Below are 18,822 nucleotides of genomic sequence, written 5' to 3' on the forward strand. Positions count from 1 at the left end.
CCCTCCTTCAGTGGCCCACAGCGCCCAGCATCCTGCTAATCTGAATGCTGGCAGGCCCCAGCAGCACCAGCAGCAGCGCAGGGAAGATGCAGAAGATCAGCGGGAACATCAGCTTGACGGCCACCTTGGCCGCTGCCTCCTGCGCCATCATGCTGCGCTTCTGCCGCAGGTTTTCCGAATGTACCCGCAGCGAGTCGCCGATGCTGGTGCCGAAGCGCTCCGATTGCACCAGCATCGCCACCAGGGCATCCATGTCTTCCACGCCCGTGCGCAGAGCCAGATTGCGCAGGGCGCGCTCCTTGCTGAAGCCCGCGCGCATCTCCATCAGCACCAGTTGCAGCTCCTGCCCCAGCACCACGCTCTTGATGATGATTTCAGCGGATACCTTGGAGAGCGCGCGCTCCATGCTCAGGCCAGCCTCCACGCAGACCGTCAGCAAATCCAGCGCGTCCGGGATATTCTCGAAGATCTCGCGCCGGCGCCGGTCCACCGCGCGCGACAGCATGCCGTTGGGCAGGTAATAGCCCAGCGCCGCAGCACCCAGCAAGGGCGCCAGAAAATACTGGCGCAAGATCAGCGAACCGGAACCGGCCAGCAGAATCGCCATCAAGGCAGGCAGCAGGAGTGCCAGCACGGTCTTGGCAGCGAAGTACAGCGTCGGCGCCGAGGCATTGCGCCAGCCGGCATTGATGAAGCGCATGCGCAGCGCGGAACGCTCCCACCCTTCCTCCGGCAGCGAGAGACGGGTGAACGGCTCCGCTACGCGTGCAACGCGCTCGATCCACAGACCGCCCCCCTCGTCCGGCCGCGCCGCGTTCGGCGCGTGTGCGTGCCCGCGCAAGCGCTCGCGCAAGGATTGTGACGCAAAAAGCAGCGTGGCAGCCAGCACCAGGCCTGCCACCACCAGAAAGACGATCAACAGAAACAGGAATTCGCCGCCGCTCATAGCTTGATCCTCACCAGGCTGCGCATCCACAGAACGCCCACAGCGACGGCCCCCACCGCATACCACAGCAGCTTGACGCCAGCCGGGTCATTCCACAGCACGGCGACATAAGCTGGATTCGTGATCGACATGATGCCCAGCACACCGACCGGCAGTGCCGACAGCACCCAGGCTGACAAGCGTCCTTCCGCCGACTGCACACGCACCTGGCCCAGCAGCTTGAGGCGAGCGCGCGTCATGCGGCTGACGTTGTCCAGCAGCTCCGCCAGATTGCCGCCCGACTCGCGCTGAATCAGCACTGCGATCACCAGATAGCGCAAATCCGTCAGCGGCACGCGCGCCGCCAGATTGTGCAGCGCCTCGTTCATCGACACGCCGAAATTGATTTCCTCATACGTGGCGCGGAACTCGCCACCCAGCGGCTCCGGCATTTCCTCGCCAGCCATCTGCAGCACATTGGCGAAGGAATGACCCGCCCGCAGCGCACGCGCCAGAAAGTCCGCCAGATCAGGCAACTGCTGCTCGACCTTGCGCATGCGCCGCCGGCGCGCCTGCATCAGCACCGCGACCGGCGCCCATGCGCCGGACAGCATCACGATGCCGGCCGGGATGGCGTGCAGGTCGAGCACGCGCGGCAGCAGCATCGACATCATCACCGCCAGCGCAGAGCAGCCCAGAAAGCGGCCCACTTGCCAGCGCAACCCGGACTGCAGCAGCAGACGGTCCAGCACAGCCACGCGCGGCACACGATGCAGCAAGGATTCCAGCCAGGGCGCATCAGCGTAGCGCCGCTGCTTCAGGATGGTGATGTTGTCGCCGCCGCTCTCGCTGCGGCCGGCCATCAACCGCAACCGCTTCGCGATACGGCGCGCGCCACTGCCGTGGTTACTGCTCCACCACAGCCAGGCGCCTTCCACCATGAAGATCACAGCGGCAAACAGCAGGACGGAAAACGCGGGCAGCAGATAGTCCATGCCGCCTCCTCATTCGAATACGCGGCCCGGATCGAACACGCTATCCGGCACCGGTACGCCGAAGGCGCGCAAGCGGTCGGCAAAGCGTGGCCGCACGCCGGTTGCGTAAAACTGCCCCAGCACCTTGCCGTTACCATCCACGCCCGTCTGCTCGAAATGGAAGATTTCATGCATGGCAGCCGTCTCGCCTTCCATGCCCGTAATTTCCTGCATGCTCACCAGTTTGCGCGTACCATCCGCAAGCCGCGAGAGCTGCATCACCACCGTGATGGCCGATACAATCTGCTGGCGCGCGGCGCGGGCGCTGAGATTGGCGCCCGCCATGCCCACCATATTTTCCAGCCGCGACAAGGCATCGCGCGGCGAGTTCGCGTGAATCGTGGCCAGCGAACCTTCGTGTCCCGTGTTCATCGCCTGCAGCATATCGATCGCCTCCGCACCGCGTACCTCGCCGAGGATGATGCGGTCGGGCCGCATGCGCAGGGCGTTGCGCACCAGTGCGCGCTGCGTCACTTCACCCTTGCCTTCGATATTCGGCGGACGCGTTTCCAGCCGCACCACGTGGGGCTGCCGCAGCTGCAGTTCCGCCGCATCCTCAATGGTCACAATGCGTTCTGTAGCGGGAATGAAGCCGGACAGCACATTCAGCAGCGTGGTCTTGCCGCTGCCGGTGCCGCCGGAAATCAGAATATTCAATCGTGCCTGGCCCAGTGCCCGAAGCACCTCCACCATGGGCGGCGTCAGGCTCTTGAAGTCGATCAGCTTGTCGATGGTCAGTGGCAGCGTGGCAAAGCGCCGCACCGATAGAATAGGACCATCCACTGCCAGCGGTGGAATGATGGCGTTCACGCGCGAGCCGTCCGGCAGGCGCGCGTCGACCATCGGGCTCGATTCATCCACACGGCGGCCCACGCGCGAGACGATTTTCTCGATGATCTTCATCAGGTGGGCATTGTCGTGGAAGGTGATGCCGGTCAGCTCCAGGCGGCCATTGCGCTCCACGTAGACTTGCGCATGGGTGTTGACCAGAATGTCCGATACGCCGGGATCGGCCAGCAGCGGCTCCAGCGGACCAAAGCCCAGCATCTCATGCTGTATGTCCAGCACTAGCTGGTGGCGTTCCGACTGGTTCAGCACAATGCGCTCGTCTTCGATGATGCGCTGGACCAGCAAGGCCAGCTCGTGCCGGAACTGCTCCGGCGTCAGACGCTTCAGGCGTTCCAGATCGATGCGATCCAGGATCATCTGGTGCATGGACTTCTTCAGATCCTGGTAAGCCGTGGCGACCAGCCCAGGCAAACTGGCGACGCCGCTGTCCTGCTCCACGGCGGCCAGACGATCACGCAGGCTCATTGCTGCCTCCCTTGAACAGACGATCGAACAAACCCTTGCTTTCCGGCGTGCGGCGCTGCGTCACCACTTCCACCAGCTCGGCCAGGCTGCGTGCCAAGGCACTGTTGCGCGCCAGCTGCAGGAGCGGCACGCCCTGGTTTACCGAATCGGTGGCGTTCAGATAGTCGTTCGGCACCGTGTGCATCACGTCGACGCCCAGCGCATGCTCCAGATCAGACAGGCGCAACTTGCCGCCCTTCTCGTAGCGGTTGACGATCAGGCGCGTGCGCTCGTACGGATAACCGAGGGAGCGGAAGATATCCAGCAGACGGCGGCCATCGCGGATATCGGGCAAGGCCAGTTGCAGCACCGGGAAGATCACGTCGGACTTGTCCAGCGCACGCAGGGACAGCGCATCGATCTGGCGGCCCACGTCCAGCAGGATGTAATCGAAATGCTGGCGTGCCACGCGCAGGATGGTATCGATGTGATCGGGCTTCGGCTCCACATTGTGATCGTCCGCCGCCGCCAGCACGCCAAAGTTGTGCGACACATGGACCAGCGAAGACTCAAGGAACGCGCCGTCCAGCCGGGCAATCTGGCTGCACACGCCGGACAGCGTCATGCCGGGCTTCTGGTCCGACACATACAGCACCGCATCGCCAAACTGGCCGTGCAAGTCGATCAGCAGCACCTTCTTCTCGGCCAGCGCCGCCAGTGCGTAAGCAAAGTTCGAGGCAAGAAAGGTCGCGCCACAACCGCCTTTGCAGGAGATGAAGGACAGCGCCTTCCCATCGCGCATCTGTGTCAGCCCGCGCTCGATCTCGATGCGATCCATGGCTTCGTGAAAGGCGCGGTGCACCAGTGGCAGCTGCAGCACTTCACGCATGCCGGCACGCATGGCACGGATCAGCAAATCATGCTGGGGCGCGCGCGTCAGCAGAATGAAGGACGCTTGCGGATAATGCAGTGCCAGCCGTTCCACCAGCTCGGCTTCGCAGGGCTCCACTTCGCTGGCATCAAACACCACCAGCTCCGGCGCCTCGGGCAGCACGCGCTCCACCGCGTCGCGCAAGCCATTACGCGCAACGACGAACTGCACCGAAGGCAGACGAGCCGCCCCCTGGGCCGCCAGCTCCGCATGCAATTGACCGTCTTTGCCGATCATCAGGGCTTTCATAGGCTTTCCTCCGGGGGCTAACGCAGTTCAGGGACACATGGCCTGGCCTGGCCGGAATCCCAGTGACTCGGCACGCAGCACCGTGGTGGCCGGCGGCAGCGACGCGGGCACGGGAACCAGCGGCATCATGGCTTGGTAGGGAATGGGAGAACAGCTGCTGTCGCCGCAAACGCTGACACGTATCAGGCGGATACAGTCCGCGCTGTGCGGATCGATGGCGCAGTTGAGCACATTGCGGGCCGGGCAGCCGGGCAGCACGGCAATCGGCGCCATCGCGCCACTGGCGCTGAGCGACAGATATTCGACGCGCACGCTGTCCTGCGTCAGCGCGGGCGCCAGTGGCAGCGCGCCGTCGCTGTCGCGGAAGATGGCGCGACGGCGCAATGCCTGCATGGCTGCGACGTCGGAAAAGTTGGTGACCGCAGCGGCCCGCGCCGCACGCCGCGTGACTTCCTGCTGCGAATTCCACAGATACATCATGCGTGCATACTCGATCACCGCGAACATCGTGGCCATAAAGAAGAGAAAGGCCAGCATGAATTCCACGCCTACCGATCCGCGCTGTTCATCGGTATGCATAGGGCAGCCTCGCCTGGTATTGCAGTGTGCTTTGGCCGGACAGGTCGGCAAAGCCGCCAACGCCCATGAAAATGGGGTCCGAGAAGAACAGGGTGATGTGGGTGTCGACGAGGGCCGGCAGCGTCGAATAGGTGTGCTGCGAGCAAGGATTGTTCTGGCAAACGAAAATAACTGTCTGCGGCTGGTTGTCGAGATGCGCGCCCGTGACCGCATCGCTGACGATCCTGCCGGCAACATCCAGCACCACCGCCTGACGTGCCGCGTCGGTCATGTCTTCCGGCGGCACCGAAGCGAGGTAGCGGCCGGAGTTCTGGGCAGCTTGTTGCAGCACGATGCTGTGCAGCGTCATACGCGCGAAATACAGCATGGTCGGCAGCAGGAAAAAACAGGGCAGTATCAGCAGCGCCACTTCAATGGCCACGACGCCGCGCTGTACGAGGACAGGCCGCTTCATCGAATCAGCTCCACTTCCGCCGACAGTTGCGGCTCACCGGCAGCGGCAGTGGTGAGCACACCCGCATATTCCGCGCTGAGTACAGTGGACGTAGCGGGCGCGGTCATCAGAAAACGCGCTACCGCCAGTACGGACGCCGTGACGTACTGGCCCGCCGCCACGGGGCAGGACAGCAAGGGAACGTACAGCACGCGGCGTCCGCTGCGGCCGGGGCGCGAAGGAGCAGTGGTATAGGCGGCGTTCTTGTAAGGCGCAGGGCTGGACGGCCAAGCGCCCGGCGCCATGGCGGGCGCCGAAGGGTAAAGGATCTGCCAGTTGACGGTGCCGAAATTGCTGCCGGTGCTGCGGCGCGCGGGTCCGTATGCCCACAGCACACCGTACAGGCCCGACGCCACTGGCGGCAGCACCGGTGCGGGATCGGCAATCGTGCGCAGTGGCTGGCCCGCTGCCGGCGCTGTCGCCTGCGCCGTCTGCAGGGCCGCGGCGTTATTCATCCAGGTTGCCGCTGCGGCGCTGAAGGAGCGGATATTGCTGTCCGGCGGCGCCGCTTCGGGATTGCAGGCAGGCGCGCCGCCATAGCTGTCGAAGCGGGAATTCAGCTGCTGCCACAAATTGAATCCGGCCGGCCGGCGCAAATTGAGCGGAGCGCCGGCCAGGGTGGCGTAGGCCAGCGTGCCATTGCAGATGAACGGCGCCAGCTGGCTGTCGCTCAGATTAGCCTGCAGCGATGGCGTACCAGGTGGCGCGATGGGATCGATATAGAAATACTCGCCCGATGTGGCGCCCGCAGCGGGATTCAGGTTCAGTAGGTTGTAGCCGACGCCGTAGCGGAAGCCATATTCGACCAGCTCCTGCGCAGCGCCACCGTTGGCGCGCGTGGCGCTGGCTGTGCTGCTCATGGCGCAAATTGCAAAGGGCAGGACATTCATGGCGTGCGGCCCCGCCACTGCTGTCCCCGCGAGGTTGACCGGATCGTTGCCGGAGCCCAGAACACCCATCAGCAGTGGCCGCACGCTGTTCAGATCGCCGAATGCATTGGTGTTCACGCGGGCGTAGCGCAAATTGGCTGGTGTTGCTTTGGCCGCATCTATACTGAGCCAGGCGTTGTCAGGGGCATCGGGATCGGCGCTGAACGTCAGGGCAGTGTCGCTCCACTCGAGCGAGTTGCCTTGCCCTATGAACTGGTTAGAGCCGACGTTCACTGACTCAATGCGCGCCGAGTTCACGCCAGCCGTGGTGCCGTTTAGTTGGAAGGCTGCCGCCAGCGCAACGGAATCGGCCGCGTTCTGCAGCTGCGATTTGCGGAAGTACATCATGCCGAGATCGATCGCCAGGCCGCAGAAGCCGACCATCACCGCCAGCATCAACGCGAAAGTGACAGCGGCCGAGCCGCGCTGACGGAAGCACATCATCTTCATTTCCCTGGCACGATGGGCGCCGCTTCGTGCGGTGCGTCGCTGAAGGATTTCTCATAACGCTGCTGGGCCGCGGCAGCGCTGCGGCCATCCATGCCGCTGACGGGTTGACGCGAGCGGCTGCTATCCGGATCGAGAATCTGCATGGCCAGCGCGCGGCGCGTGGCTTCGCCGTGCACAAACGGTGTTGGCGGCGGCAGCGCGGCAGCGCAGCCGCACAGCAGCGCCAGCATCAGGACGTGATGTGCTCTCATGGTTGGCCTCCATCGGTGGGCAACGGGTAGTCTCCGGTCAGCGGCTTGACCAGATAGGCCGTCACCACGAACAGCAGCTCGCTGCGATCGTTCTGAAAATCTCTGCTGCGAAACAGGGCGCCGAGGACAGGCACTTCGCCCAGCAAAGGCAAGGTGCTCGCGTTGTTGACCTGGCTGTTGCGAATTAATCCACCGATCGCGAAGCTTTGGCCATCGCGCAGCTGCACGGTGGTGCTGGCGCGGCGCGTCGTAATCAGGGGCAGCAGCACCCGGCCTGAAAAGCCCGTCGTGCTGATGCCCACGCCGTCGCGCGACAGTTCAGATACTTCGGGCGCCACCCGCAGATTGATCAGGCCTCCCGTCAACACGGTGGGCGTGAAGCGCAGGCCGATACCGAATTCCTTTTCTTCCAGCGTGATTTTGTTGTTGTCCTGCCCCACCGGCACCAGGATCTTGCCGCCCGCAAGGAAACTGCCCTCCTGGCCACTGATCGCAATGACCGTCGGCTCGGCCAGCACGCGTACCAGGCCGTCCTGCTTTTCCGCGTCCAGGCGCAGCGAATTGCCATTGCTCTTAGCGAGATTCAGCATGCTGCGCATATTCCCGCTGACGAAGTTGGACAGCAGCCGCGCGGTCCAGCTGCCGGTACTGAAGTGCAGATCGACGCCGCCCTCCAGGCGGTCCAGCAGGGTCTTGGATACTTCGGCGATCTTCACTTCCAGCATGACTTGCTGCGGCGCGCGCACAGACAGCATGTTGATCACACGCGCGGCAGGTGCCGGGGCGACAGCCGCAGCAGGCGCCGTCCCAGGTGCAGCTTCACGCGCCGCCTGCATGGGGCGCAGCGGCTGCCGCACGTAAGCCGTGGCCAGGTCCAGCGCCTGTTGCAGCGTTGGACCATCCGACACGGAACCGCTCAGCACCAGCGCATCGGCAGCCGCACTGACGCGGATGTCCTTCTCTTCCGGGAGGAGGCTGGCGTAAGTGCCCTGTAGCGCGGCCGGGTCCATGGCGACGGCAATATCCACCACATTGCATATGCCGCTCCGGCCCTGCACGATCAGGTTGGTGCTGCCCACATCCACCCCCAGCAGGTACAGCGTGTCGGGCGCCACCAGCAAGGACTGCAGCACGGCCGGGTTGCCGATGGCGCGTGCGGCAACAGGCTCCTGCATGCGCATCATGGTGGACTTGCCTAAATGGAGTGCGAGATGCGCCGGTGCCGCCGCCTCGCCGTTGCAGCGCAGGCCTTCGCCGCTATGCGCTGCCGGGGCTGTGCCTGCCGCGGTAAATGCGTGTGCGCAGGCGAGCGCCGTCGCAAGGGCAAGGGCCGGGATGGCGTTCATGGTGGCTCCTCACAGGCATTCCTGGCTGCTGTGGGTGCCATTGATCACGGCGACGCAATGCGCCGCATGCGTAGCGGTGCCATGCTTCGGCGGCGCGGTGACATCGGCGGCCAGCGCCACAGGCGCGGCAGCGGCGGCTTCGGCGCGCGCCAGCAGCATATGCTTGGTGGCGCCAGCCGTGACGCCCGGCTGAGGATCGACCTGGTTGCGCAGCACCAGCGACAAGGTCCCCACGCTGCGCGCCAGATCCAGACGCTCGGCCTGTTCCGGCGTCACCTCCAGCGTGACCGCATTCACCACGCGCGGCTTGGTGTCGTCACGTGAGACTTCCTGCGCGACGGCAAGCACCAGAATCCGCTCCAGCACGATCTTGGAGATGGCCGACTCCTTGCCTTGTGCTTCGCCATCGGCCTGGGTATTGACCAGGATATCGACGAAATTGCCAGGCAGCGCAAACCCCGCGACACCCACCACATCGTTGACGCGCACCGTGATCGCGCGGCGGCCTTCCGTAATCAGGGCAGACAGGCCGCCCAGCGTACCGGCCGGCGCCAGCTTGGCCTCGGTCAGCGGTTCGCCACGCTGCACACTGGCTTTCAGCACGCGGCCATTGAGCTGCTGCGGATCGCGCAGCACGCCCGCCGGCAGGCTGGCGGATGGCCAGTCTGCCAGTTTCACCATGTCCGGCGCGATGCGCTGGCCCAGGTTCACGTCCGCCGCCGCGACCACGATGCGCGCCGCACCGGGCGTTTGCCGCAGCAGCCAGCGCGAAGCCAGCACCACGGCGGCCAGGCCAAGCACAATGGCCAGGCCCATCATCGCGAAGGCGCGCCGGTTTTTCATGCGATGCTCTCGTATAAAGCGGGGACTTCGGAACGTGCCGGCGCGCAGCCGGCGAAGATGCTGGACCAGGCCTGATCCAGCGTGGCTGCGGACAAACGCGGCGCCTGTCCCGCAAAGCCCGCGAAATCCGCCACGCGGCTGACAATTTCACGCGGCAGGCTGGCCAGCAGCGGCTGGGCGCTGCCTGCATGCAGCTCATTCATCAGATAATTCAGCGCCGCTTCGTCCAGCTCCACATTCAGCGCGCGGCACTGCTGGCGGCACAGGGCGCGGTAATTCGCCTCGCTCAAGGCCGGCACGCGCACCTTGTAGCCGATGCGGCGCAGCGAGGCGGCATCCAGCAATGTGGCCGGCTCGAAGTTGGTGGCGCACACCAGCATGGCCCGGAACGGCACGGTGAATTTGAAGCCGCCTTGCAGCGCCAGCTGGTCCATGCCCACGTCCAATGGCTGAATGAAGCGATTCAGCAGGGCCGATGCGGGCACACGCTGACGCCCCAGATCGTCCAAGATGAACAGACCGTTGTTGGCCTTGAAGTGAGGCGGCGCCTGGTAGCAGCCGCTGTGGGCGTCGTAGCGCAGCTCCAGCATGTCTGCGCTGAGCTCCGCGCCAAGATGCACGATGGGACGCTGGCAAAGAATCCAGCGCAGATCGGCGCTCCGTTGCGGCGGTGTGCGGCCCGGCATGATGGGTGGCGGCTGGTGAATGGTGGCGTCGAATACCTGGATGATTTCCTGCCCCACCGCGATGGCATAAGGCAGCGCCACCGTGCCTTGCAGCAGGCGTCCCAGCTTGCGCGCCAGGGTGCTCTTACCGCTGCCCGGAACGCCGTACAGCAGCAGCGAACGCGCCGAGTACATGGCAGCGCCAGCCAGTTCATGTACTCGGGTGTCGAGGTAGTCGTCGGCGAACACGGCCGCCACTTCTTCCGCGCTCACGTCCGGCAGCGCTGCGGCCTGGCGCATCACCAGGCTGCGGTAGGCATCCAGCGGTACTGGCGCCGGACCCGCATACGGGCGGCGCTCCAGCCAGTCGGCGGCGCATTCGCGGCCGCGGCCCGTCAGCTGGTACTTCACATCGATATCGGATTCGCCGCGCCAGGCCACTTCCGCCAGCTGCTCGGCAACCAGGAAATCCATCACCTCGCGCAGCACATTGATCGACAGCCGCAACCGGGTGGTGAGCACGGGAAGATGGGTCTTGCCTATCTGATAGAGCGATTTGGTTGCCAGCTCCGCCAGCATTTGCAGCTCCAGGCCGGTATCGCGCACGGTGCGCGGCGGCGGCGCCAGCAGCGGCGGCTGTTCCAGGGATGCCTGCAGGATGTCTTCGGTGTCGATCATGCCGTTTCTCCTTGTGAGGAACCGATGATAGCGAGGGGTTTCCATGCGGATATTGATCTGCAACAAGGCCGACTACAGCGTTGCGGCGACGGCACAGGCGGTGCCCAGCGCGATCGCCAGGGCGTAGGGCAGGCCCGCCACGGGACGTTTTTGCCAGCGCGCAGCGAGCAGCATCAGCAGCGCCATGCCGCCGCCGGCCAGGGCGGTGAGCACGGCAATGACGCAGGCGCCCACCGGGCCGGCGAAGGCGCCCACCATGGCCATCAGCTTGATGTCGCCGGCGGCCATGCCACGCAACAGATAAAAGGGAAGAAAGATGGCCCCGCCAGCGAGCGCGCCTGCCAGTCCCAGGCGCAGCAGCGCCAGCGGGCCACCAGCTACGAAGTGCAATAACAGCGCAGCGGCGAGGCCAGCGCCCACCAGCAAGTTCGGCACGCGGCGACTGGCGATGTCGCAGGCGGCGGCCAGGCCAACCAGGAAAAGCAGCAGAACTTGCGAAACAGTCGGCATGGCTACCGCCATCGGCCACGGTCAGCTGGTCAGCGCTGTCTTGACGGCGGTGAATACCGTGTTCAGGCCGTCGCTGACTTTTGTTGCTCCTGCGGTAACTGCCAAGGCAATGGTCGCCGCCATCAGGCCATACTCGATAGCGGTCAGCCCGCGCTGGTCCTGGCCGAAACGCCGGATTGCTGCGATTAGTGCTTTCATGATCGACTCCTTAGAAAAGAACGCCTCTGGCGCCTGCGTTGCGCACCATTGCCTCAACTATAGGAGTTGTGCCTTTTGGCAAGTTGACACAAAACAAGGTTTCCGCACAGAATTTTCCCTGCACGTCCGGATGTTCTATGTCAAACTGGGGCTGTCGCATCCGCGCTAGATTTGGCGACATCAAACGTGGCGTTTTGCATGAAAACACGCAAAGACAATTGCCCTTAATGCAAAAAGACATTATGCTGGTCAGCTGTCTTTTGGAAAGGCCTCGTGCTTGGTGTCACTGTGAGCCTTGAAAATCGGAAACATTAAGCGCAAATGGATTCCCTTCTGAAACATATGGTGGACATGACCGGCCACCGGGATCACACGATGCTCGACATCTCTGTGATTTCGGCGGTTCAGGAACTGGCCTCCGCTACACGTACCCGGGTGCTAAGCCTGGTGAACGTGCGCGGCCAAATGTTTGTGCGTCCACGCGCCATCATCGTGCGCGGCCAGCCGGCCCGCATGGAAGAAATCATCGATCCCGCCAACCCTGGCGAACCGATCGCGAGCTACCCTGCCCTTGCCCGCTGCATCGCCAGCCATGAGTCCAGCGCGGACTATATGAATGCGGGCGGCGAGCACACCCTGTGGCTGCCGATCTGGATGGGCGACAAGGCCGATACTTGTCTGGAAATTATCAATCCGACGCCCTACACCAGCGATACCATTCACATCATTGGCGGCATCGTCAGCGTCTACCGTAATTTCCAGAACCTGCTGGACTACAGCGAGCGCGACTCCCTGACCGGCCTGCTGAACCGCAAGACCTTCGACGACCAGCTTTCCAAGATGCTGCAGGCCAGCTCCGCCGAGCAGGACGCTTTGTCCGTGCCGCCGGATGGCCTGGAGCGCCGCCAGCACAACGAAGAAGAGAAACAGTGGCTGGCCGTGGTCGACGTCGACCATTTCAAGGCCGTCAACGACAAATTCGGCCACCTGTACGGCGATGAGGTGCTGATCCTGATCGCCAACCTGCTGCAATCCTCCTTCCGCGCCCAGGACCGCGTGTTCCGTTTCGGCGGCGAGGAATTCGTGGTGCTGCTGCGTTCTTCCAACCTGGAAAATGCGAAAAAGATCATCGAGCGCTTCCGCAAGAACGTGGAAGAGCATGATTTCCCTCAGGTGGGAAGGGTGACGGTGAGTGTGGGCTTTGTCAGCATCAGCGCGTACGAAGCGCCGGTGATCATTCTGGGCCGTGCCGACCAGGCGCTGTACTACGCCAAAAGCCACGGCCGCAACATGGCCTGCCACTACGATGAGCTGGTCAGCAGCGGCAGCCTGCAGACAGTCGAATCAAACGATACGGCTGAATTCTTCTAAGCCAGCGTCATAAAACGCATCGGATCGACGTTCCACTTGGACGCCGACTCATGGCCCACAATCTTGTCCCCACCGCCGAAACCCAGTCCGCGCGACAGATCGATCGTTTCCGGCTTGATGTAGACATTGGTCTTGGTGCTGAAGAACACGTTTACTTTCGGCGCCAGCAGATTGGTTTCGTGCGGCTCGACCACCACGCCCAGGCGTCCCGATTCCAGCAGCACCAGGGTGCCGACCGGGTAGATGCCCACGCAGCGCATGAATTCCTGCACCAGCGTCTGATTGAAATGATGCTTGCTCCACTCGTAGATCTTGCGCAGCGCGGCCGCGGCAGGAATGCCCTTGTGGTAGACGCGGTCGGCCGTCAGGGCGTCGTAGACGTCCACGATGGCGGCCATCTGGGCCAGCTCGCTGATTTCGTCGCCGGCCTGCTTGTCCGGATAGCCCGTACCGTCGCGGCGCTCGTGGTGGTGGCGCGTGATGTCGAGGGCGATGGCCGGCACGTCCGGCGACTGGCGCAGGATGTTCCAGCCGTCTTCCGGGTGTTTCTTGATGATGGCGAATTCTTCGTCGGTCAGCGGGCCGGGCTTGTTCAGGATCGCATCCGGCACCATGGCCTTACCGGTGTCGTGCAGCAGGCCGCCGATGCCGGCTTCGCGGATGATGTCCTCATCCATATTGCGGGCGTTGCAGAATGCCACCAGCAGCGCGCACACACTGACGGAGTGCAGGAAGGTATAGTCATCCTTGCCCTTGATGCGCAGCAGGCCCAGCAAAGCACCCGGATTACGCAGGATGGACTCGGTAATATTCTGCACCACCGGCTGCACCGCGCCGATTTCAATGGCTTTGCCGAGACGGGCATCTGCCATCACATTGCGCACCACGCCTGCGGCCTGGTGACGGATCTGGGCCGCGCGCTTGAGCTCTTCGCCCAGCGAAGTCTTGATAATCTTCGATGGCTGCTTGGCCAGTTCTTCCAGTTCGCGTTCGGTCTGGGCCTGGGCTTCGTCCAGGGTCAGCGCTTCTTCCACATCCAGGCCTTTGCCGGCGTCGATCACCACATCGTGGATGCCGGCCTTGATGATCTTGTTGATCTCATCCTGGCTGGCGATGACGAAGCGATTGCGGACGAAGGGATGCGTCATCCAGTCACAACTCAGGTCGTGGATGTACATGCCGACCTTCAGCTGAGACGAATCGACTTTTTTGAGCATGCTTTTATCTGAATAGGACAGCGTGGAACACGCTAGAATGATAAATGTTTCCTAATGAAATGACTACTTAACGCTGCACATTCACATGGAACTGCGCCAACTTCGTTACTTTGTCGCCATAGTCGACCACGGATCGCTGTCCCGCGCGGCCGTGGTATTGCATGTGGCGCAACCTGCGCTGACGCAGCAATTGCGCCAGCTGGAGGAGGAACTGGGCGCGCAGTTGCTGCATCGAAGCGCGCAGGGCGTGGTCAGCACGGACGCAGGGAAAGTGTTCTACGAACATGCCCAGGCCATCCTGAAACAGGTGGCCGATGCACGCACCGCCGTGACCCAGTCGGCCAGGCCTTCCGGCAGCGTGACTTTGGGGCTGCCGCACAGCATTTCGGCAGCCCTTGCCCTGCCCCTGCTGACAGCGGCGCGCGAGCAGTTTCCGGATATCACTTTGCAACTGACCGAAGAGCTGACGGGCAATCTGGCCGAGCAATTGAAGAGCGGACGCGTCAACCTTGCCGTCCTGTTCGATGATGGCCAGCTGACGCCATTCACCACCGCCGTGCTGGCGGAAGAAGCGCTCAGCTATATCTGCCGCGCCGATCTGCCGGTGTTCGAAGGCCGCGAAGCCATCACTCTCAAGCAGGCGCTGCACACCACGCTGATCCTGCCGGGCTTGCAGCATGGCGTGCGTCCCCGCATAGAAGCCGTGGCGCGGGCGGCCGGGCTCGCGGTAGGCGACGTGATTGAAATTAACTCTATAGCAATCCTGAAATCGGCCATCATGGCCGGCATGGGCGCCACCATCCTGCCGGTGGCGCCTGTGCTGCAAGACATCGAACGTGGCGCCATGCGCGCCCACCGCATCAAAGATCCGGCCATCAGCCGTACCGTCGTTCTGTGCGCATCACGCAACATTCCGCTGACAAATGCCGCTAACGCGATCTGTTCTCTGGCGAAACAGGTAGCGGCCGACCTGTGCGCCAGTGGTGTCTGGCCAGGGGCGGAGACCAAACCTGGGGCGTAGACCTGGTGGCAGGCACCCCATTCGCTGCTGTCCGATTGGTCGAGCACTGACGATTGGGGTGCCTGCCACCCGTTTTGGGCCATCGGTTTTTCTTATACCCCCATCCCCAAACCGTATTTCCGTATACGTAAAGTAAACCGTAAACTGGCGGACTGAAAAAGGCTGCAAACCCGCAGCCGCTGTGTCTAGGCAAGGATGCGCTTACCCGGCGCTCACCTGTGCCAGCCACGCACCGAATCATGAATTTTGGAGACAGCCCCCATGCCAGATACCACGGCAACCGGCAGCAACTCGCCTGCACTGAACGACGTCAAGCTCGACGATAAGTACACTTCCACCTCCGGCAAAATTTTCCTCTCCGGTATTCAAGCCCTGGTGCGCCTGCCGCTGGTGCAGCAAATCCGCGACCAGAAAACGGGGCTGAACACGGGCGGCTTCATTTCCGGCTACCGCGGTTCGCCGCTGGGCGGCCTGGACGAAACGCTGTGGAAGGCCAAGAAGCACCTGGAAGCGCACAATGTGCAGTTCGTGCCGGGCGTGAACGAAGACCTGGCAGCGACCGCCGTCTGGGGTTCGCAGCAGGTTGACCTGATCGGCCCGTCCAAGTACGACGGCGTGTTCGCCATGTGGTACGGCAAGGGTCCCGGCGTGGACCGCTGCGGCGACGTCTTCAAACACATGAACCATGCCGGCACGTCGAAGCACGGCGGCATCCTGCTGGTGGCCGGCGACGACCACGGCGCCTACTCCTCCACCCTGCCGCACCAGTCCGACCACATCTTTTCCGCCTGCATGATCCCTGTGCTGTATCCATGCAATGTGCAGGAATACCTGGACCTGGGCGTGCACGGCTGGGCCATGTCGCGCTTCTCCGGTTGCGCCGTGGCTTTCAAGGCGCTGGCCGACACCGTCGAGTCGAGCGCTTCGGTGGATGCCGATCCGTTCCGCGTCGATGTGAAGGTCCCGAAAGACTTCGTGATGCCGGAAGGCGGCCTGAATGCACGCCTGTCCAGCATTCCGCTGGGCCAGCAAGCCCGCAATCAGGAAGCCCTGATGCAGGACTACAAAATCTACGCAGCGCTGGCCTATGCGCGCGAGAACAAGCTGAATCACACCACCATCGATTCCAAGGACGCCAAGCTGGGCATCATCGCCTCCGGCAAGTCCTACCTCGACGTGCTGGAAGCGCTGGAAGAACTGGGCATCGATGAGGACATGGCCGCCAAGCTCGGCCTGCGCCTGTTCAAAGTCTCCATGCCATGGCCGCTGGAGCCGGAATCGGTGCGCGAATTCGCACAGGGCCTGGACGAGATCCTGGTGGTGGAAGAGAAGCGCCAGTTCGTTGAGTACCAGCTGAAGGAACAGCTGTACAACTGGCGCGACGACGTGCGTCCGCACATCATCGGCAAGTTCGACGACAAGGGCGAATGGGTTGCGCCGCGCGGCGAGTGGCTGTTGCCGCCGAAGGCTGACTTCTCCGTGTCGCAAGTAGCGCGCGTGATCGCCGGCCGCATCGCCCGCTACATCGCCGACACCAATATCCAGGACCAGATCAAGGCCCGCCTGACCTTCCTGGAAGCAAAGGACGCGGTGCTGAAGAAGGCGATCGAAACACCATTCCGTCCCGCCTTCTATTGCTCCGGCTGCCCGCACAACACCTCGACCAAGGTGCCGGAAGGCTCGTTCGCACTGGCCGGTATCGGCTGCCATGTGATGGCAACCTCGATCTACCCGGAGATGAACAAGCTGACCACCCACATGGGCGGCGAAGGCACGCCGTGGATCGGCCAGGCTGCATTCTCCAAAGTGCCGCACGTGTTCCAGAACCTGGGCGATGGCACCTATTTCCACTCCGGCTATCTGGCGATCCGCGCGGCCGTGGCGGCGAAGGTCAACATCACCTACAAGATCCTGTACAACGACGCAGTAGCAATGACCGGCGGCCAGCCGGTGGACGGCACCGTGTCCGTACCGATGATCGCGCAGCAGATGGCCGCTGAAGGCATCAAGCGCATCGCGCTGGTGACGGAAGACTTGTCGCGCTACACCGACCGCTCTGCCCTGCCTTCCATCGTGTCCCTGCACGACCGCAAGGAGATGGATGCGGTGCAGCGCGAACTGCGTGAAATCGAAGGCTGCTCGGTCATCATTTACGACCAGACCTGCGCCGCCGAGAAGCGCCGCCGCCGCAAGAAGAACGAATTCCCGGACCCGAACAAGCGCATGGTCATCAACGAAGCAGTGTGCGAAGGCTGCGGCGACTGCGGTATCCAGTCCAACTGCGTATCGATCCTGCCAAAGGAAACCGAGTTTGGCCGCAAGCGCACCATCGACCAGTCCAGCTGCAACAAGGATTACTCGTGCACGAAGGGCTTCTGCCCATCCTTCGTAACCGTTGAAGGCGGCACGCTGAAGAAGTCCAAGACTGGCGTGGCGAAGACCGACGACTGGGGCGATCTGCCAGTGCCTGCACTGCCGGCATGCGAGCAGCCGTACAACATCCTGATCAACGGTATCGGCGGCACCGGTGTGATTACCGTCGGCGCGCTGATGGGCATGGCCGCCCACCTTGAAGGCAAAGGCGCTTCCGTGCTGGATATGACCGGCATGTCGCAGAAAAACGGCTCGGTGACTTCGCACGTCAAGATCGCCCGCACCCCGGCTCACCTGCGCGCACAGCGTATCGCGACCGGCGAAGCAGACCTGATCCTGGGCTGCGACATGCTGACCTCCGGTGCTTCCGACGCGATCTCGAAGATGCGTCCGGGCCGCACGCTGGCTGTGGTCAACCTGCACGAGCAGCCGCCTGGCACCTTCGCGCAAAATCCTGACTGGGAATACCCGGTTGAAAACGTGGAAGCGCTGATCACCGAATCCGTTGGCGGTCCGCAGGCTGTGGACTTCATCAATGCGACCAAGCTGGCGACGGCGCTGATGGGCGACTCGATTGCCTCCAACCTGTTCATGCTGGGTTACGCATGGCAGCGCGGCCGCATTCCGCTGAGCGAAGCAGCCCTGCTGCGCGCCATCGAGATGAACGGCGTGGCCATCGAATCGAACAAGAAGAGCTTCCTGTGGGGCCGCCGTGCCGCCGTGGACCTGAAGCGGGTGGAGAAGACCGCTACCCCGACCCAGGCCATCGTGGTGCAGCTGCCGCAGTCGCTGGAAAACGTGATCAAGAAGCGCGTCGAGTTCCTGACCGGCTACCAGGACGCCGCATGGGCCGCTTCCTACGAGGAGCTGGTGACCCAGGTGCGCACCAAGGAAACCTCGCTGGGCCTGGGTAACAAGCTGTCCACCGCCGTAGCCAAGTCGCTGTTCAAGCTGATGTCTTACAAGGACGAATACGAAGTGGCGCGCCTGTACACCGATGGCCGTTTCGTCGAGCAGCTGAAGCAGCAGTTCGAAGGCGACTTCTCTCTGAAATTCAACCTGGCGCCGCCGCTGTTCGCGAAGAAGGATGCCAAGGGCCACCTGGTGAAGGCGGAGTACGGTTCGTGGATGTGGAAGGCGTTCTCGCTGCTGGCCAAGTTCAAGGGCCTGCGCGGCGGCGCACTGGATATCTTTGGCCACACCGCGGAGCGTAAGATGGAGCGTGCGCTGATTACCGAGTACCGCGCGCTGGTGGGCGAACTGCTGAGCAGCTTGTCGGCTGGTAACCACGAGCAGGCGATTGCCATCGCGAACCTGCCGGAGAAAATCCGCGGCTTTGGCCATGTGAAGGAGAAGGCTGTGGAGACTTATCAGGGTGATAAGTCGCGCTTGCTGGCTGCTTTCAAGAGCGGCGACCGCGCGCACGCTGCCTGATAAAACCAACGGCGTAACCCAGGTGGCTGCCA

General features: G+C 63.2%; 17 protein-coding genes. 3 read left to right on the forward strand and 14 right to left on the reverse strand.

All coding sequences use genetic code 11. The features are described 5' to 3' along the window. Positions 1-7 precede the first annotated feature (7 nt). The 13 genes from AB4Z19_RS26360 to AB4Z19_RS26420 all read right to left on the reverse strand — a co-directional run bounded on the left by AB4Z19_RS26360 (position 8) and on the right by AB4Z19_RS26420 (position 11,374). The gene (locus AB4Z19_RS26360) at positions 8-946 is read right to left on the reverse strand and encodes a type II secretion system F family protein (RefSeq protein WP_442036579.1); all 939 of its coding nucleotides are present in this window, start codon (positions 944-946) and stop codon (positions 8-10) included. Next, entirely contained in the window at positions 943-1,920 is a 978-nt protein-coding gene (locus AB4Z19_RS26365; protein ID WP_442023844.1) for a type II secretion system F family protein, read from the reverse strand. The genes AB4Z19_RS26360 and AB4Z19_RS26365 overlap by 4 nt, the downstream gene beginning before the upstream one ends. 9 nt (positions 1,921-1,929) lie before the next feature. Beyond that, the gene (locus AB4Z19_RS26370) at positions 1,930-3,273 is read right to left on the reverse strand and encodes a CpaF family protein (protein WP_442023846.1); all 1,344 of its coding nucleotides are present in this window, start codon (positions 3,271-3,273) and stop codon (positions 1,930-1,932) included. Next, a complete protein-coding gene (locus tag AB4Z19_RS26375) occupies positions 3,260-4,432 on the reverse strand; it encodes an AAA family ATPase (RefSeq protein ID WP_442023848.1) in 1,173 nt (390 codons plus the stop codon). The genes AB4Z19_RS26370 and AB4Z19_RS26375 overlap by 14 nt, the downstream gene beginning before the upstream one ends. 27 nt (positions 4,433-4,459) lie before the next feature. After that, positions 4,460-5,011 carry a TadE/TadG family type IV pilus assembly protein gene (locus AB4Z19_RS26380; protein WP_442023849.1) on the reverse strand — a complete coding sequence of 184 codons (552 nt, stop codon included), beginning with the start codon at positions 5,009-5,011 and terminating at the stop codon, positions 4,460-4,462. Continuing rightward, a complete protein-coding gene (locus AB4Z19_RS26385) occupies positions 4,998-5,465 on the reverse strand; it encodes a TadE/TadG family type IV pilus assembly protein (RefSeq protein WP_442023851.1) in 468 nt (155 codons plus the stop codon). The genes AB4Z19_RS26380 and AB4Z19_RS26385 overlap by 14 nt, the downstream gene beginning before the upstream one ends. Continuing rightward, complete coding sequence (locus tag AB4Z19_RS26390) at positions 5,462-6,877, reverse strand: pilus assembly protein TadG-related protein (protein ID WP_442023853.1); 1,416 nt, start codon at positions 6,875-6,877, stop codon at positions 5,462-5,464. Before AB4Z19_RS26390 ends, AB4Z19_RS26385 begins: the two co-directional genes overlap by 4 nt. Before the next feature lie 2 nt (positions 6,878-6,879). Further along, a complete protein-coding gene (locus tag AB4Z19_RS26395; RefSeq protein WP_442023855.1) occupies positions 6,880-7,134 on the reverse strand; it encodes a hypothetical protein in 255 nt (84 codons plus the stop codon). Then, entirely contained in the window at positions 7,131-8,480 is a 1,350-nt protein-coding gene (locus tag AB4Z19_RS26400) for a type II and III secretion system protein family protein (RefSeq protein WP_442023857.1), read from the reverse strand. The genes AB4Z19_RS26395 and AB4Z19_RS26400 overlap by 4 nt, the downstream gene beginning before the upstream one ends. Positions 8,481-8,489: 9 nt before the next feature. After that, positions 8,490-9,323 (reverse strand): Flp pilus assembly protein CpaB, encoded by an 834-nt coding sequence (gene cpaB / locus AB4Z19_RS26405; RefSeq protein WP_442023859.1) that lies wholly within the window; start codon positions 9,321-9,323, stop codon positions 8,490-8,492. After that, complete coding sequence (locus AB4Z19_RS26410) at positions 9,320-10,666, reverse strand: ATP-binding protein (protein WP_442036581.1); 1,347 nt, start codon at positions 10,664-10,666, stop codon at positions 9,320-9,322. Before AB4Z19_RS26410 ends, cpaB begins: the two co-directional genes overlap by 4 nt. Positions 10,667-10,738: 72 nt before the next feature. After that, positions 10,739-11,176, reverse strand: coding sequence for a prepilin peptidase (locus AB4Z19_RS26415; protein WP_442023863.1), 438 nt, complete (start codon positions 11,174-11,176; stop codon positions 10,739-10,741). Positions 11,177-11,197: 21 nt separating this feature from the next. Further along, positions 11,198-11,374, reverse strand: coding sequence for a Flp family type IVb pilin (locus AB4Z19_RS26420; RefSeq protein WP_442023865.1), 177 nt, complete (start codon positions 11,372-11,374; stop codon positions 11,198-11,200). A gap of 321 nt (positions 11,375-11,695) precedes the next feature. On the opposite strand from AB4Z19_RS26420, the gene AB4Z19_RS26425 reads away from it, so the two are divergent. Then, entirely contained in the window at positions 11,696-12,745 is a 1,050-nt protein-coding gene (locus tag AB4Z19_RS26425; protein WP_442023867.1) for a GGDEF domain-containing protein, read from the forward strand. Here AB4Z19_RS26425 and AB4Z19_RS26430 read toward each other — a convergent pair. Next, on the reverse strand, positions 12,742-13,962 hold the full coding sequence (locus tag AB4Z19_RS26430) for an HD-GYP domain-containing protein (protein ID WP_442036583.1): 1,221 nt from the start codon (positions 13,960-13,962) through the stop codon (positions 12,742-12,744). The two genes, AB4Z19_RS26425 and AB4Z19_RS26430, sit on opposite strands and share 4 nt — an antisense overlap. An 85-nt stretch (positions 13,963-14,047) precedes the next feature. Here AB4Z19_RS26430 and AB4Z19_RS26435 point away from each other — a divergent pair, with 85 nt between their 5' ends. Together AB4Z19_RS26435 and AB4Z19_RS26440 are read left to right on the forward strand one after the other, a co-directional pair. Next, a complete protein-coding gene (locus tag AB4Z19_RS26435; RefSeq protein WP_442028930.1) occupies positions 14,048-14,983 on the forward strand; it encodes a LysR substrate-binding domain-containing protein in 936 nt (311 codons plus the stop codon). Positions 14,984-15,244: 261 nt separating this feature from the next. Beyond that, positions 15,245-18,790 (forward strand): indolepyruvate ferredoxin oxidoreductase family protein, encoded by a 3,546-nt coding sequence (locus AB4Z19_RS26440; protein WP_442036585.1) that lies wholly within the window; start codon positions 15,245-15,247, stop codon positions 18,788-18,790. Positions 18,791-18,822: the final 32 nt, after the last annotated feature.

This window comes from Pseudoduganella sp. RAF19, assembly GCF_052114165.1.
Taxonomy (GTDB): domain Bacteria; phylum Pseudomonadota; class Gammaproteobacteria; order Burkholderiales; family Burkholderiaceae_D; genus Rugamonas.

Coding starts and splice junctions, on each gene's coding strand:
- AB4Z19_RS26435 (WP_442028930.1), top strand. CDS start 14,048: ATGGAACTGCGCCAACTTCGTTACTTTGTCGCCATAGTCGACCACGGA.
- AB4Z19_RS26415 (WP_442023863.1), bottom strand. CDS start 11,176: ATGCCGACTGTTTCGCAAGTTCTGCTGCTTTTCCTGGTTGGCCTGGCC.
- AB4Z19_RS26385 (WP_442023851.1), bottom strand. CDS start 5,465: ATGAAGCGGCCTGTCCTCGTACAGCGCGGCGTCGTGGCCATTGAAGTG.
- AB4Z19_RS26380 (WP_442023849.1), bottom strand. CDS start 5,011: ATGCATACCGATGAACAGCGCGGATCGGTAGGCGTGGAATTCATGCTG.
- AB4Z19_RS26395 (WP_442023855.1), bottom strand. CDS start 7,134: ATGAGAGCACATCACGTCCTGATGCTGGCGCTGCTGTGCGGCTGCGCT.
- AB4Z19_RS26400 (WP_442023857.1), bottom strand. CDS start 8,480: ATGAACGCCATCCCGGCCCTTGCCCTTGCGACGGCGCTCGCCTGCGCA.
- AB4Z19_RS26370 (WP_442023846.1), bottom strand. CDS start 3,273: ATGAGCCTGCGTGATCGTCTGGCCGCCGTGGAGCAGGACAGCGGCGTC.
- AB4Z19_RS26375 (WP_442023848.1), bottom strand. CDS start 4,432: ATGAAAGCCCTGATGATCGGCAAAGACGGTCAATTGCATGCGGAGCTG.
- cpaB (WP_442023859.1), bottom strand. CDS start 9,323: ATGAAAAACCGGCGCGCCTTCGCGATGATGGGCCTGGCCATTGTGCTT.
- AB4Z19_RS26365 (WP_442023844.1), bottom strand. CDS start 1,920: ATGGACTATCTGCTGCCCGCGTTTTCCGTCCTGCTGTTTGCCGCTGTG.
- AB4Z19_RS26430 (WP_442036583.1), bottom strand. CDS start 13,962: ATGCTCAAAAAAGTCGATTCGTCTCAGCTGAAGGTCGGCATGTACATC.
- AB4Z19_RS26425 (WP_442023867.1), top strand. CDS start 11,696: ATGGATTCCCTTCTGAAACATATGGTGGACATGACCGGCCACCGGGAT.
- AB4Z19_RS26440 (WP_442036585.1), top strand. CDS start 15,245: ATGCCAGATACCACGGCAACCGGCAGCAACTCGCCTGCACTGAACGAC.
- AB4Z19_RS26410 (WP_442036581.1), bottom strand. CDS start 10,666: ATGATCGACACCGAAGACATCCTGCAGGCATCCCTGGAACAGCCGCCG.
- AB4Z19_RS26390 (WP_442023853.1), bottom strand. CDS start 6,877: ATGATGTGCTTCCGTCAGCGCGGCTCGGCCGCTGTCACTTTCGCGTTG.
- AB4Z19_RS26360 (WP_442036579.1), bottom strand. CDS start 946: ATGAGCGGCGGCGAATTCCTGTTTCTGTTGATCGTCTTTCTGGTGGTG.
- AB4Z19_RS26420 (WP_442023865.1), bottom strand. CDS start 11,374: ATGAAAGCACTAATCGCAGCAATCCGGCGTTTCGGCCAGGACCAGCGC.